Source organism: Salipiger bermudensis HTCC2601 (assembly GCF_000153725.1).
GTDB classification, from domain to species: domain Bacteria; phylum Pseudomonadota; class Alphaproteobacteria; order Rhodobacterales; family Rhodobacteraceae; genus Salipiger; species Salipiger bermudensis.
The window spans coordinates 1208936-1223463 of record NZ_DS022276.1 but is presented as its reverse complement, the minus strand read 5'-3'; the positions used below and the strand labels follow the sequence as shown (position 1 = coordinate 1223463).

The 14528-nt window shown below is 67.4% G+C and carries 13 protein-coding genes; 7 read left to right on the top strand and 6 right to left on the bottom strand.

Annotated features, from left to right (window positions below; translation table 11 throughout):
* The first annotated feature begins 255 nt into the window (after positions 1 to 255).
* The 3 genes from mutL (at position 256) to R2601_RS05830 (ending at position 3750) form a co-directional block, all read left to right on the top strand.
* Entirely contained in the window at positions 256 to 2142 is a 1887-nt protein-coding gene (mutL, locus tag R2601_RS05840) for a DNA mismatch repair endonuclease MutL (protein WP_040544398.1), read from the top strand.
* Positions 2139 to 3272, top strand: a complete 1134-nt coding sequence (locus tag R2601_RS05835) for a DNA recombination protein RmuC (RefSeq protein ID WP_007794979.1) — start codon at positions 2139 to 2141, stop codon at positions 3270 to 3272. Before mutL ends, R2601_RS05835 begins: the two co-directional genes overlap by 4 nt.
* A gap of 148 nt (positions 3273 to 3420) precedes the next feature.
* Positions 3421 to 3750 (top strand): DUF3775 domain-containing protein, encoded by a 330-nt coding sequence (locus R2601_RS05830; protein WP_007794976.1) that lies wholly within the window; start codon positions 3421 to 3423, stop codon positions 3748 to 3750.
* 11 nt (positions 3751 to 3761) lie between these two features.
* On the opposite strand, the gene R2601_RS05825 is transcribed toward R2601_RS05830, so the two are convergent.
* Positions 3762 to 5015: a DNA polymerase IV gene (locus R2601_RS05825; protein ID WP_040544396.1), complete on the bottom strand. Its 1254-nt coding sequence runs from the start codon at positions 5013 to 5015 to the stop codon at positions 3762 to 3764.
* Between the two features lie 67 nt (positions 5016 to 5082).
* Here R2601_RS05825 and R2601_RS05820 point away from each other — a divergent pair, with 67 nt between their 5' ends.
* Positions 5083 to 5475 (top strand): NUDIX hydrolase, encoded by a 393-nt coding sequence (locus R2601_RS05820; RefSeq protein ID WP_040544393.1) that lies wholly within the window; start codon positions 5083 to 5085, stop codon positions 5473 to 5475.
* Between the two features lie 5 nt (positions 5476 to 5480).
* Here the strand turns inward: R2601_RS05820 and R2601_RS05815 are convergent, their stop codons facing one another.
* Positions 5481 to 5798: a hypothetical protein gene (locus R2601_RS05815; RefSeq protein WP_007794969.1), complete on the bottom strand. Its 318-nt coding sequence runs from the start codon at positions 5796 to 5798 to the stop codon at positions 5481 to 5483.
* A 121-nt stretch (positions 5799 to 5919) separates the two neighbouring features.
* Here R2601_RS05815 and R2601_RS05810 point away from each other — a divergent pair, with 121 nt between their 5' ends.
* Complete coding sequence (locus R2601_RS05810; RefSeq protein ID WP_007794966.1) at positions 5920 to 6819, top strand: SPFH domain-containing protein; 900 nt, start codon at positions 5920 to 5922, stop codon at positions 6817 to 6819.
* On the top strand, positions 6816 to 7082 hold the full coding sequence (locus R2601_RS05805; protein ID WP_007794963.1) for an NfeD family protein: 267 nt from the start codon (positions 6816 to 6818) through the stop codon (positions 7080 to 7082). The genes R2601_RS05810 and R2601_RS05805 overlap by 4 nt, the downstream gene beginning before the upstream one ends.
* Before the next feature lie 44 nt (positions 7083 to 7126).
* On the opposite strand, the gene pyrF is transcribed toward R2601_RS05805, so the two are convergent.
* Positions 7127 to 7834 carry an orotidine-5'-phosphate decarboxylase gene (pyrF, locus tag R2601_RS05800; RefSeq protein WP_007794960.1) on the bottom strand — a complete coding sequence of 236 codons (708 nt, stop codon included), beginning with the start codon at positions 7832 to 7834 and terminating at the stop codon, positions 7127 to 7129.
* A 52-nt stretch (positions 7835 to 7886) separates the two neighbouring features.
* Complete coding sequence (locus R2601_RS05795) at positions 7887 to 8210, bottom strand: hypothetical protein (protein ID WP_007794957.1); 324 nt, start codon at positions 8208 to 8210, stop codon at positions 7887 to 7889.
* 192 nt (positions 8211 to 8402) lie between these two features.
* Between R2601_RS05795 and clpB the strand changes: the two genes are divergently transcribed.
* Positions 8403 to 11018 carry an ATP-dependent chaperone ClpB gene (gene clpB / locus R2601_RS05790; protein ID WP_007794953.1) on the top strand — a complete coding sequence of 872 codons (2616 nt, stop codon included), beginning with the start codon at positions 8403 to 8405 and terminating at the stop codon, positions 11016 to 11018.
* A gap of 87 nt (positions 11019 to 11105) precedes the next feature.
* Here clpB and R2601_RS05785 read toward each other — a convergent pair whose 3' ends face one another.
* Together R2601_RS05785 and R2601_RS05780 are read right to left on the bottom strand one after the other, a co-directional pair.
* Positions 11106 to 12533, bottom strand: a complete 1428-nt coding sequence (locus R2601_RS05785; protein ID WP_007794949.1) for an amidase — start codon at positions 12531 to 12533, stop codon at positions 11106 to 11108.
* A 99-nt stretch (positions 12534 to 12632) separates the two neighbouring features.
* Entirely contained in the window at positions 12633 to 14381 is a 1749-nt protein-coding gene (locus R2601_RS05780; protein ID WP_007794946.1) for a nitrilase-related carbon-nitrogen hydrolase, read from the bottom strand.
* Between the last annotated feature and the right edge of the window lie 147 nt (positions 14382 to 14528).

The window sequence follows — 14528 nt, the reverse complement described above, 5'->3', positions numbered from 1 at the left end:
TGAAGCGATTCACGGGCATGGCGTTTTTCCTTGGTCTGGTCGCGGGTCTCTACCGGGTTTTTGGCGCCGAGGCCCTCGCATCGGGCTGAACGTCGCTGTCAGTAAGTGCGCAACGAAATGAAAAAGGTTCGGCGCTCAGGGTAATAATATGTCTCAAACTCGCCAATTAGGACTTTGGTTCCATGTGGTGGCGAAACCCGATAGGTCTGGCCTTTCCCGTTTCAGAATCGCGGTGTGCCTGCTAGGTTTGGTAGAATGAACACGTTCAGCCCCAATATGCGCCCGATCATCCGACAACTCGACGATTCCGCCATCAACCGGATCGCGGCTGGCGAGGTCGTCGAACGCCCCGCCTCGGCGGTCAAGGAACTGGTCGAGAATGCCATCGACGCCGGGGCGCGCCGCGTCACCATCGAGTTGGCCGATGGTGGCAAGACGCTGATCCGGGTCACCGACGATGGCTGCGGCATGAGCGCCGACGAGCTGCCGCTGGCGCTGTCGCGCCACGCCACCTCGAAGATCGACGGCTCCGACCTGCTCAACATCCACAGCTTCGGCTTCCGCGGCGAGGCCCTGCCCTCGCTGGGCGCGGTCGGGCGGCTGACCATCCAGAGCCGCGCCAGCGGCGAGGAGGCGGCCGAGATCGCCGTCGCCGGCGGCCAGATGGCGGCGGTGAAGCCCTGCGCGCTCAACGGCGGTACCGTCGTGACCCTGCGCGACCTGTTCTTTGCCACGCCCGCGCGGCTCAAGTTCCTGCGCTCGGACCGGGCCGAGATGCAGGCGATCTCCGAGGTCATCAAGCGCCTCGCCATGGCCGAGCCCTCGGTGGGCTTCACCCTGCGCGACGTGAGCGAGGGCAAGGACCGCACCACCTTCCGCGCCGATCCGTGCTCGGGCGATCTGTTCGATGCGCTGCGCGGGCGGCTGGCGCAGGTCATGGGGGCAGAGTTCACCGACAACGCGCTCAACATCGATGCCGAGCGCGAGGGCTTTCGCCTCACCGGGCTCGCGGCGCTGCCGACCTATTCGCGCGGCTCCTCGGTGGCGCAGCATCTCTTCGTCAACGGCCGCCCGGTGCAGGACAGGCTGCTGCTCGGCGCCCTGCGCGGGGCCTATGCCGACTACCTCAGCCGCGAGCGGCACCCGGCGGTGGCGTTGTTTGTCGATTGCGATCCGCACAAGGTTGACGTGAACGTGCACCCGGCGAAATCCGAGGTCCGCTTCCGCGAGCCGGGGCTGGTGCGCGGGCTGATCGTCTCGGCGCTGCGTCATGCGCTGGCCGAAGCCGGGCACCGCGCCTCGACCACCGTGGCCGGGGCGACGCTGGGCGCGATGCGGCCCGAGCCGTCGGGTCCGCCGCGGGTCTACCAGATGGATCGCCCCTCGCAGGGTGCGCTGAGCTCTGCCTACCGGGCGCAGGCGCCGATGACGCCGGCGGAGCCCTACCAGCCTTTTGAGGCCCAAGCGCCGCGCCCCGCCGAGACTGGCTTTGCCGAGTTCGCCGGCAGCTTCTCGGGCCGGGTCGATCCGGTCGAGGAAAGCCCGCAAGGATCCGACGAGACGCTGCCGCTCGGTGCCGCGCGCGGGCAGGTGCACGAGAATTACATCATCGCCCAGACCGGCGACGGCATCGTCATCGTCGACCAGCACGCAGCGCATGAGCGGCTGGTCTATGAAAAGCTCAAGCACCAGATGGCCGAGCGTGGCGTTGCCGCGCAGGCGCTGCTGATCCCCGAGATCGTCGAGCTTTCCGCCGACGATCTCTCGCGTCTTCTCTCCATCGCCGATGATCTGTCGCGCATGGGGCTGACCATCGAGGCCTTCGGCGGCAGTGCCGTCGCGGTGCGTGAGACCCCGGCGATCCTTGGCGAGGTCAACGCCAAGGCGCTGCTCACCGACATCCTCGACGAGATCGCCGATTTCGGCTCCAGCCAGTTGGTGCAGGAGAAGATCGAGGCCATCCTCAGCCGCGTCGCCTGCCACGGCTCGATCCGCTCGGGCCGCCGGATGCGCGCCGAGGAGATGAATGCGCTGCTGCGCGAGATGGAGGCGACGCCGCATTCGGGCCAGTGCAACCATGGTCGACCCACATATGTGGAGCTGAAGCTGTCGGATATCGAGCGGCTGTTCGGGCGCACATGACCGACCCGCTTTCCCTGATGCTCGAGGATCCGCGGCTCTGGGCCGCCGCCGCGGTGGCGCTGCTGTTTCTGGTGATGATCGTCGTGGTGATCCGCGCCGCCAACCGCGCCGCGAGGCTGGCGCACCCGCTGTCCCAGCTTGGCCAGCGGGTGCAGGCGCTGGGCGAGGGGCAGGAGCGGCTCGCCGGCGGGCTGCACCATGTCACCGAGGCGCAGCTGCAGAGCCAGACCGCGATGCTCGAGCTGGTCGAGCGCCGGCTCGCGGAGGTACAGGGCCACATGTCCGAGAGCCTGCACGGCACCGCGCGGCGCACCGCCCACAGCCTCGGCGAGTTGCAGGAGCGGCTCAAGGTCATCGACCGGGCGCAGGAAAACATCACCCGGCTCTCGGGCGACGTGCTGTCGCTGCAGGACATCCTGTCGAACAAGCAGACCCGCGGCGCCTTTGGCGAGATCCAGCTCAACGACATCGTCTCGAAGGCGCTGCCGACCGACAGCTACACGCTGCAGGCCACGCTCTCGAACGGGCGCCGGGCAGATTGCCTGATCAACATGCCCGAGCCGCCCGGGCCGATCGTCATCGACGCCAAGTTCCCGCTCGAATCCTACGAGCAGCTGCAGCGCGCCGAGAAGGGCGACAGCCGCACCCGCGCCGCGCAGGCCTTCCGCCTCGCGGTGCGCAAGCACCTGCGCGACATCGCCGGACGCTACATCATCGAGGGCGAGACGGCGGATTCGGCGCTGATGTTCCTGCCCTCCGAGGCGGTCTATGCCGAGCTGCACGCGCATTTCCCCGAGGTGGTGCGCGAGGGGTTCAACCTGCGGGTCTGGATCGTCTCGCCAACGACCTGCATGGCAACGCTCAACACCCTTCGGGCGGTGCTCAAGGATGCCCGGATGCGTGAGCAAGCCGGGGCGATCCGGCGCGAGCTCGCGCTGCTCAATGCTGATGTCGAACGGCTCGGCACAAGGGTCGAGAATCTCGACCGGCACTTCTCGCAGGCGGCCCGCGACGTGGCCGAGATCCGCATCAGTGCCGACAAGGCCGGCCAGCGGGCGCGGCGCCTCGACAATTTCGATTTCGAGGACGGGCGCGGCGAGAAGATCGTGCCGATGCCACAGAACTCCTGACCCGGCGCTCTCCCACGGGCAATGGGATTGCCGGTCCCCCCATCGACAGTCTTTGCCAGATGCGTGCGGCTCTCGTAACCTTGCGCAGGATCAAGGACGGGGGCGGGGCTTTGCCCCAGTCTGTCTGCCAGAGAAAGGAGACGGGGAAATGGAAGAGATCAGTGTCAGGAAGGTCGCCCATGTCATCCTTCTGGCCCGCGAGATGGATCGCGGCGAGGGTGAGATGCGCGGCGTCATCGAGCAGATGACCGAGGAAGAACAGGCCGCGCTGGTCGCGATCATGTGGATCGGTCGCGATGCGTTTGACGCCGATGAATGGGCTGAGGCCTATGGAACGGCGATGGCCGAGGCCAGCACACCGACCGCCGATTACCTGATCGGCACGCCACACGTGGCCGACCATCTCGAGGCCGGGCTCGAGGCGCTGGGCTTTGACGCCCAGGACGAGGAAGACGAGCTGATGCGCCGCGGCGCCTGAGGTTCGATCCGTCAGCGCAGCGAGCGCCCCTTCACGATCGCCTCGTTGCCAAAGCGCGCGCGGATCGCATCCGTTGCGCGCTCGGCGCTGGCGCGCTTCTCGGCCTGCGGGTCGAGCAGGTCGCCCAGCCGGTCGGCCTGCTCCGCCGGCACCAGCTCTGAAATGCCGGTGCCGAGCAGGCGATAGGACACGCCCGCGCCAAGCTGGTCGAACATGGCGCGCGCAGTGCGGTAGATGCGGTCGGCCATCTGCGTGGCATCGCCAAGCGCGTGGCGCCGGGTGATCAGCTTGAAATCCGCCCGCTTCACCTTCAGCACCACCACGCGCCCCGCCAGACCCTTCGCCTTGGCGCGGTCGGCGACCTTCTCGCTCATGCGCCAGAGGTGGCCGTCGAGAATGTCCGGGTCCTTGGTGTTCTCGTGAAACGTGGTCTCGTTCGAGATCGACTTCACCGGCGCGTTGCGGGTGACGCGGCGATGATCCTCGCCGCGCGCGAGATGCCAGAGCCGCTCGCCCATGCTGCCGAAGCGCACCATCAGCCCCTCGCGATCCCAGCGCAGCAGGTCCTCGAAGGTGCGGATGCCCGAGCGCTCCAGCGCGTCCTGACCGGCCTGTCCGACGCCCCAGATCATCCGCACCGGCCTTGGCCGGAGAAACGCCTGCGTTTCAGCCTTGCCGATCACCGAGAAACCATGCGGCTTGTCGAGATCCGAGGCGATCTTGGCGAGAAACTTGTTGTGGCTCAGCCCGACAGAGCCGGTCACGCCCAGCTCGTCCTTCATCCGTTTCACCAGCCGCGCCAGCATCACCGCCGGCGGCGCGCCATGCAGGCGCTCGGTGCCGGTCAGATCGAGAAACGCCTCGTCGAGCGACAGCGGCTCGATCGCCGGGGTCAGCTCTTCCATGAAGCCGCGGATCTGACGCGAGACTTCGGCATAAAGAGCCATGCGCGGCTTCAGCACCACCGCGTCGGGGCAGAGATCGAGCGCCTTGAACATCGGCATGGCCGACCGCACGCCTCGGATGCGGGCGACGTAGCAGGCGGTCGAGACGACGCCACGCTTGCCGCCGCCGATGATCACCGGCTTGTCGGCAAGCTCGGGGTTTTCGCGTTTCTCGACGCTGGCATAGAAGGCGTCGCAATCCATGTGCGCGATCGAGAGGCTGCGCAGTTCGTCATGGCGCACGACCCTCGGCCGCCCGCAGGCGGGGCAGCGGGGGCCGCTCTCGAATTCCGTGAGACAGTCACGACAAAGCGCAGGCATGGGTGGTCAATCGCAGCCGAGTGGTTATCTGGGGACTATAGGACGTAACCATCGCGGGGGCCATCGCGTGAGCTTTGCAGGTGCGAAACTGATGCTGTTCCTCGGCGAGGAGCTGCTGGTGATCCGGCGCGATGAAAAGCCCGAGATCCCGTGGCCGGGTTATCTCGACTTCCCGGGCGGTGGTCGCGAGGGCGACGAAACGCCGGAAGAGTGCGCCCTGCGCGAGACCTTCGAAGAGGTCGGGCTGGACGTGACCGAAGATCAGATCGTCTGGTCACGCCAGCATGGGGCAAGCTGGTTCTTCGTGGCGCATTTGCCGGGCGCGCTGGTCTCGGAGGTGCGCTTTGGCGACGAGGGGCACGAATGGTGGATGATGCCGCCCGAAGAATACGTCGCGCGCGAGGACGGCATTCCACACTTCCGGGAGTTGTTGAACGCCTACCTCACCGAGCGGGGCTGAGCCGCTCAGGCCGCGCGTCCACCGATCCGGCGCAACCAGTCGACTGCGCCATGCAGCGGGGTCTTGGGTTCGGGCGCGGGGCGTGGGCGCTCCGCGAGGCGCGGCTTGAGCCGGGCGCGCAAGCGGTTTGGGCTGTCCTGCCCGATCAGCGCGTCGGAAATCAGCGCGCGTTCCACGTCGACCGGATCGGCATCGAGCGGGGCGCTATGGGTACATGCGACGCGGATACGGCCTTCATCTGTGTGGAAGGTCACCAGCGCCTCGTAGCATTCATCGGCGGCATTATAGGTCAGATTGCCGATCTGAGCTTGGCTCTGTGTCATCGGAGTGTCTCCTGCCTGTTACGGCAATGAAACGCGATGCACGGGGCACGGTTCCCGAAAGGGCTTTCGCCCCGGCGGCCCGCGCGCCATAGTGCGCAGGCATTTCGTGAGGTCGGAACCCATGACCGTAGAAGACTTTCTCCTCGATTTCCTGCTCGGCGGCAATCTCGTGGTGCTGCTGCTCGCGGGCTTCATCATACTTTGCGTCCTGCTGGGCGTGCGCATCGTGCCGCAGTCGGAAAAACACGTGGTTGAGCGCTTCGGGCGCCTGCGTGCCGTGCTCGGGCCGGGCATCAACATCATTGTGCCGTTTCTCGACCGGGTGCGCCACAAGGTGTCGATCCTCGAGCGCCAGCTGCCCAACGCCAGCCAGGATGCCATCACGGCCGATAACGTTCTTGTGGAGGTCGAGACCTCGGTGTTCTACCGCATCCTCGAGCCCGAAAAGACCGTTTACCGCATCCGCGACGTGGATGGCGCCATTGCCACCACGGTGGCCGGGATCGTCCGGGCCGAGATCGGCAAGATGGAGCTCGACGAGGTGCAGTCGAACCGGGCGGCGCTGATCTCGACCATCAAGGGCAATGTCGAGGACGCGGTCGACAACTGGGGCATCGAGGTGACCCGGGCCGAGATCCTCGACGTGAATCTCGACCAGGCCACCCGTGACGCCATGCTGCAACAGCTCAATGCCGAGCGCGCGCGCCGGGCACAGGTCACCGAGGCCGAGGGCAAGAAACGCGCGGTCGAGCTGTCGGCGGATGCCGAGCTCTACGCTGCCGAGCAGGTTGCCAAGGCGCGCCGCATCGCCGCCGATGCCGAGGCCTATGCCACGCAGGTGGTGGCGCAGGCGATCGCCGAGCACGGCCTGTCGGCGGCGCAGTACCAGGTGGCGCTGAAGCAGGTCGAGGCGCTGACCGCGCTGGGGCAGGGCGAGGGCAAGCAGACCATCGTGCTGCCGGCGGATGCGGTCGACGTGTTCCGCGATGCCTTCGGCCTGCTCAAGGGCACGCGCGCATGATCTATCTCTGGTGGGTCTGGATGGCGGCGGCGGTGCTGTTGCTGGTGCTCGAGGTGCTGGCGCCGGGCTTCATCTTTCTCGGCTTTGCAATCGGGGCCGCCGTGGTCGGCCTCTGGCTGCTGGCGGGCTATGCGATTGCCTCGGTCTGGCTGCTGCTGATCTTCGCCGTGGTCTCGCTGATTGCGTGGCTGGTGCTGCGGCAGGTCATGGGCGTGCGCAAGGGTCAGATCAAGCTCTGGGATCGCGACATCAACGAGGATTGAAGGGCGCGCCCCGTCAGAGGCGCACGCCATTCGTTTGCCATTCGTTACAGGGCAGCGAGCTCGCTCTGGATCGCCAGCGCCGCGTCGCGCGGGCTGTCGGCCCGCCAGACTGGGCGACCGACGACGATGTGGTCGGCGCCGGCCGAGATCGCGTTGGCGGGGGTCGCGATGCGCTTCTGGTCATCGTCGGCGGCGCCTGCGGGGCGCACGCCCGGCGTCACGATCAGCCGGCCCTCGGCTTGCGGCAGGGCGCGGATCGCGGCGGCCTCGTTGGGCGAGGCGATGACGCCGTCGGCCCCGGCCTCGAGTGCGCGGGCGGCGCGCTCGACCACCATCTCGGCGATGTCGCCGGCCCGCATCATGCCGTCATCGAGATCGCCGCGATCGAGCGAGGTCAGGATGGTGACGGCGAGGATCTTGGTGCCCTTGCCCGAGGCGCCCTCCTTGGCGGCGCGCACCACGTGCGGATCGCCATGCACGGTGAGGAAGTCGAGATCGAACTGGGCCAGCCCGCGCACCGCGTTCTCGACCGTCTGGCCGATGTCGAAGAGCTTCATGTCGAGGAAGATGCGCTTGCCGTGTTCCTGCTTGAGCTCGTTGGCGAGCGCCAGCCCGCCGCCCGTCAGCATGCCGAGGCCGATCTTGTAGAACGACACCGCATCGCCGATGCGATCGGTCAGTTGCAACGCCTGCAGCGCGTTCGGCACATCGAGCGCGACGATCAGGCGGTCATCGGTGCGGGGATCGGACATGGGGGCCTCCGTCTCTAGGGTCGGCCCCTCTTGCGGTGCGCCCGGGCCTGCGTCAAGCCTGCGCTCGGCGGGCGGGCGCAGATAACCGCGTCGCGCGCTCGGTGGGGCCGGGGGCGAGCCGCATCCGCGCCACCGTCTCGGCGTCGAACCACAGCTCCTCGCGCCCCTCGCGGTATTCCGGCAGCCGCAGCACCACCGCGAGGGCGCGGCGCAACAGCTGCCGCTCGAAGGCGCGTTTCCACGGAGAGACCCGCGGCGGCGCGACAAGCGCCACCTCGATCCTTCCATTCGCCGCGATCAGCGACACGCTTCCCCGTGTCAGTCCGCCGGGCTCTTGTGTGTCGAACCCGTCGAACGCGATTTTCTTGATATGCATGGTTCAGCCTCCAGCTTCGGAGACTCCTCGCAGCAAAAGATGACGATTCCGTTGCACGCTCATTTTTGTGATCACGGATCTTGAAGCCTCTGCTCTGTGCGACCATTTTCTTAGCGAGGCCCGATCCTGCCGCGTGCCGCCCAGTCGGGCGCGGCGAATTCCCAACGGGCGCTTATTGGAAGGAGAGACACCATGAACTTGGAGAAGTTCACGGAGCGGTCGCGTGGGTTCATTCAGGCCGCACAGACCATCGCAATGCGCGAAAGCCACCAGCGGCTCGCGCCAGAACATCTGCTGAAAGCGCTGATGGATGACGAGCAGGGGCTCGCGTCCAACCTGATCACCCGCGCCGGCGGCCAGCCGGCCCGTGTGGTCGAAACGCTCGAGCAGAAACTGTCGAAGATCCCGAAGGTCGGCGGCGATGCCGGCCAGGTCTATCTCGACCCGGCCACCGGCAAGGTGCTCGACGAGGCCGAGAAGATCGCCAAGAAGGCCGGCGACAGCTTCGTGCCGGTCGAGCGCATCCTGATGGCACTGGGCATCGAGAAATCCGGTGCCAAGGAGGCGCTGGAGGCCGGCGGCGTGACGCCGCAGAAACTCAACGAGGCGATCAACGACATCCGCAAGGGCCGCACCGCTGACAGCGCCAATGCCGAAGAGGGCTATGACGCGCTGAAGAAATACGCCCGCGATCTCACCGAGGCCGCCGAGCAGGGCAAGATCGACCCGATCATCGGCCGCGATGACGAGATCCGCCGCTCGATGCAGGTGCTGTCGCGCCGTACCAAGAACAACCCGGTGCTGATCGGGGAACCCGGCGTCGGCAAGACCGCCATCGCCGAGGGTCTCGCGCTGCGCATCATCAATGGCGACGTGCCCGAGAGCCTGCGCAACAAGCGGCTGATGGCGCTCGACATGGGCGCGCTCATTGCCGGTGCCAAGTATCGAGGCGAGTTCGAGGAGCGTCTGAAGGCCATCCTGAAGGAGATCGAGAGCGCCGCAGGCGAGATCATCCTGTTCATCGACGAGATGCACACGCTGGTGGGCGCGGGCAAGGCCGATGGCGCGATGGACGCCTCGAACCTGCTCAAGCCGGCGCTGGCGCGCGGCGAGCTGCACTGCGTCGGCGCGACCACGCTCGACGAGTACCGCAAGCATGTCGAGAAGGATCCGGCGCTGGCCCGGCGTTTCCAGCCGGTGCTGGTGCAGGAGCCGACCGTCGAGGACACGATCTCGATCCTGCGCGGCATCAAGGAGAAGTACGAGCTGCACCACGGCGTGCGGATCTCGGACTCGGCGCTGGTGGCGGCGGCGACGCTGTCGCATCGCTACATCACCGACCGCTTCCTGCCGGACAAGGCCATCGACCTGATGGACGAGGCCGCCTCGCGGCTGCGCATGGAAGTGGACAGCAAGCCCGAGGAGCTCGACCAGCTCGACCGCGTGATCCTGCAGATGCAGATCGAGGTCGAGGCGCTCAAGCTCGAGGACGATGCCGCCTCCAAGGACCGGCTCGAGACGCTCGAACGCGAGCTGGCCGACCACGAAGAGCGCTCCGCCGAGATGACCGCGCAGTGGCAGGCCGAGCGGGACAAGCTGGCCTCGGCCCGCGACGTCAAGGAGCAGCTCGACCGGATGCGCGCCGATCTCGAGATCGCCAAGCGCGAGGGCAACTTCGCCAAGGCCGGCGAGCTGCAATATGGCCGCATCCCGGAGCTGGAGAAGAAGCTCTCCGAGGCCGAGGAGGCCGAGGGCGACATCATGGTCGAAGAGGCCGTGCGCCCCGAGCAGATCGCCGAGGTGGTGGAGCGCTGGACCGGCATCCCGACCTCGAAGATGCTCGAGGGCGAGCGCGAGAAGCTGCTGCGCATGGAAGATGGCCTGCACAACCGGGTCGTCGGCCAGAACCAGGCGGTGCGCGCGGTGGCGAACGCGGTGCGTCGGGCCCGGGCCGGCCTCAACGACGAGAACCGTCCGCTTGGCTCGTTCCTGTTCCTCGGGCCGACCGGCGTCGGCAAGACCGAGCTCACCAAGGCGGTGGCCGAGTTCCTGTTCGACGACGACAACGCCATGGTGCGGATCGACATGTCGGAGTTCATGGAGAAGCACTCCGTGGCCCGTCTGATCGGTGCGCCTCCGGGCTATGTCGGCTATGACGAGGGTGGTGTGCTGACCGAGGCCGTGCGCCGGCGCCCCTATCAGGTGGTGCTGTTCGACGAGGTCGAGAAGGCGCATCCGGACGTGTTCAACGTGCTGCTGCAGGTGCTTGACGACGGCGTGCTGACCGATGGCCAGGGCCGCACCGTGGACTTCAAGCAGACGCTGATCGTGCTGACCTCGAACCTCGGCTCGCAGGCGCTGTCGCAACTGCCCGAGGGGGCCGACAGCGCCCAAGCCAAGCGCGACGTGATGGACGCGGTGCGGGCGCATTTCCGCCCCGAGTTCCTCAACCGGCTCGACGAGACGATCATCTTCGACCGGCTCAAGCGCGAGGACATGGACGGCATCGTGGATATCCAGATGGCGCGGCTGCTCAAGCGGCTGGCCAGCCGCAAGATCACGCTGCAGCTCGACGAGGGCGCCAAGAAGTGGATGGCCGAGGAAGGCTATGATCCGGTCTTCGGGGCGCGCCCGCTCAAGCGGGTGATCCAGCGCGCGCTGCAGGATCCGCTGGCCGAGCTGATCCTCGGTGGCGAGATCCACGACGGCGATCTCGTGCCAGTGACGGCCGGCAGCGACGGTCTGCTGATCGGCGAGCGCGTCGGGGCCTCGAACCGGCCGCGTCCGGACGACGCCGTTGTGCACTGATCCTCTGATCAGGTGAAACATGCAAAAGGCCCGCCATCCGGCGGGCCTTTTTCGTGTGGTGTGGCCGCAGATGAGGCGCGCGAGACCTCAGAGCGCGGGCGGGCAGGCGTTCGGCCAGTCGGTCGCCTGATGGTAGGCGTCGCCCATCGCCAGCAGCGCGGCATCGCTGCCGGTAGGGCCGAAGAGCTGCATCCCCATCGGCAGGCCCGATTGCGAGAACCCGGCGGGCATTCCGAGGCAGGGCAGCCCGGCAAGGCTCACCGGCACCACGATCTCCATCCAGCGGTGATAGGTGTCCATCTTGCGGTCCGCGATCTCCTCGGGCCAGCGCCAGTCCGCCGGGAAGGGCCAGACCTGCGCGCTGGGCAGGGCGAGCGCGTCGTAGGTTTCGAACAGCCGCGCGGCGCGGCGATACCAGAGCGAGCGTGTCTTGCTGGCCTCGTAGACGGCCTCGGCGCTCAGCCCCTGACCCTGTTCGATCTCCCACAGCGACTCGGGCTTGGTGAGCGCGCGCTTGGCCGGATCGGCGGCGAGATCGCGCTTGGCGCCTGCATTGAGCGCCGCGCGCAGGGTGATCCACGACGACCAGAGCTCTTCGGCCGGGTAGGGGGCCTGGACCGGCTCGACGATGGCACCGAGCGCTTCGAAGACCTTCAGCGACGCCTCCACGGTCTCGAGGATGCCGGGCTCGGTGGCATAGGCGCCGCCCCAGTCGGCGAGCCAGCCGATGCGCTTGCCTTTCAGCCCCGCGCCGAAGCGGGCGGTGAAGTCTTCCGAGGCGCGCCCGAACGGCACCTCGGGGTTCGGGCCTGCGAGGGCCGAAAGCAGGAGGGCCACGTCGCGCGGGCTGCGCGCCATCGGACCTTCGGTGGCCAGTGTCGACAGGAAGGTGTCACCGCCCGCGTCCGGAGGCACCAAGCCCCAGCTCGGGCGAAATCCGTAGACGTTGCAGAATGCGGCGGGATTGCGCAGCGATCCCATCATGTCCGAGCCGTCGGCCAGCGGCAGCATCCGCGCCGCCAGCGCCGCCGCAGCGCCGCCCGAGGAGCCGCCGGCGGTGCGCGTGGTGTCATAGGGATTGCGGGTGGCGCCGAAGATCGGGTTGAAGCTGTGCGAGCCGTGGCCCCATTCCGGCGTGTTGGTCTTGCCGATCAGGATGGCCCCGGCGGCGCGCAGCCGTGCGGCGACAAGATCGTCCGCAGCGGGCACATGATCTGAAAAAACCGGCGAGCCATAGGTGGTGCGCATGCCTTTCGTCGCCACGAGATCCTTCACCGCGATCGGCAGACCGGCGAGCGGGCCGGGATGTGGCGCGGCGTCCATCGCCTCGGCCTCGGCGATCAGCGTGTCGCGGGCGCGCAGGGTGACGATGGCGTTGATTGCGGGGTTGGTGGCGTCGATGCGGTCGAGCACCGCCTGCATCAAGTCGCGGGCCGAGATCTGCTTGTTGCGAAGCGCCGCCGCGAGATCGGTGGCGGCAGCATCGGTGAGCGTGGCGGGGAGCGGAGTGGTCATGGGCGTGGCCTCTTCGGATGGGCGGTGGTGGCGATCCGGAAAGGCATGCACGTTCCCGTGGTCGGTCGGGCGCGATGTTCCACGCCCGACCGGCAAGGGTCAATCCACCGCGAGCTGACTGCCTTCGATCACCAGCGGACCGTAGTGATGCGGCAGGCGCATTGTGATCAGGTCCTTCCGCCGCACCGTGCTGGTCGGGTAGGGCGTGTCGAGATTGCCGGTGTCGATGGCCAGAAGCGCCATGCCCTCGTCGTCGAGAATGGCGCTCTCGTCGCGCGGGAAGGCGAAGGTGTCGGTGCCGAAGATGCCGCTGTGGCCGGCGTTGCCCGCCTCGGGATCGCAACCGTTGGCGAAGACGAGATGCAGGTTGTTCTCGCCGCTGCGGGCGCGGAAGGCGTGCCAGTGATAGGGATCGGCGCCTTTCGGGATGGGCGCGTTGTGCGGAACGCTGGTGCCCTTATGCGCGCCGGTGAAACCCGGCGGCAGCGCGGCCGGGCAGGCCACCGCGTCGCAGCCCTCGAGCGCCAGCACGCGCGCCGCCTCGGGCAGCAGCGCATCGTGACCGGTGAGCAGGCCCAACCGTCCGAAGGGCAGGTCGAACACCGCCCAGTCACTGCCGGCGCTGGCCCAGCCGCGATCCGCCTGCCCGAGATGGATCTTGCGATAGCTTCCGACGCGGCCCTCGGGGCCGCTCAGCACGACGGTGTTGTAGAGGTGCTCTCCGTCGCGCTCGGCAAAGCCCGCCACCATGTGCAGGCGCTGGCGCATGGCGATGCGTGTGAACGCCGCCACGGTCTCGCCGGTGATGGGCTCGGCCCGCGCGGATGGATCATCGGTGCCGGTGAGCGCCAACTCGGGGAGAACCAGAAGCGCGGCGCCGGCGGCCTTCGCCTCGGCGGCGAAGTCGGCGATCTTGGCGAGGTTTTCGGCGCTGTCGGGGCCCGGTGAAAACTGTGCGACCGCAAGCATCGAAGGGCCGCCCTCGGGCAGCGGCTGGTATCCGTAGAGCCGGTGGAAATCCAGCGGGTTCCACGTGAAGCTGTTGGTCATCAGGGTCTTGTAGAGATCCGGCCGGCGCATGTCGAAGACCGGCTCGCCGAGCACGAGGCGCTCGCGGGCGCGCGCAGGGTCGATGGTGCCGGTGACGATGCCATTGCCGCCGTCGATCTGCGCCTCGATCTGACCGTCGGGGCCGATGATGCAGCTTCCGCCCGAGAACTGCACGGTGCGCTCGAGTCCCCAGCGGTTCGATTCGATGACGTAACAGGCGTTCTCGAAGGCGCGGGTGATCCAGTAGGGGGCCGGGGTGCGCTCGGCCAGCCAGTTCGAGATGTGGCAGATCACGTCGGCCCCGGCGAGGGTCTCAAGCCGCACGGTTTCGAAGAAATGCAGATCCATGCAGATCAGGATCGCGATGCGACCGATCTTGGTGTCGAAGACCTCGTGCGCCACGTCGCCCGAGGCGGCCCACTTGGGCTCGGCGATATAGGGGTGCGACTTGCGATGCTTGCCGACCACACCCTCGGGGCCGATCAGAGCGGCGCTGTTGTAGTAGAGCTCGGTCACCGGGTCGATCTCGGGCAGGCCCACGACGATGTAGCAGTCATGCGCGGCGGCGATCTTCTGGAAGCGCGCAGTGGTCGGGCCGGGGATCGGCTCGACCTCCGAGGCCACCTCGGCTCGGTCGTACCAGCAATAGCCGGTGGTCCCCATCTCCGGTGTCACGATCAGCTTGGCGCCGTCGGAGGCGGCCTCCTCGCACATATCGAGCAGGGTGGCGATGTTGCGCTCCTTCTCGAACATGGTCGGTTCGAACTGGATCGTGGCGGCTTTGAAGGGGGCGGTCATGAGGCTCTCCGTGTGGGTCTCGCCGGGGCCCTGCCATACGGCTGGGTAGGTCGGATTCTGCATTATTATTGAAATGGAAAATATTTATGATCAAGAGAATTGGCTTCGACCTCAGGCGACCCGGGTTGTCCGGATGCCGGTCTTACA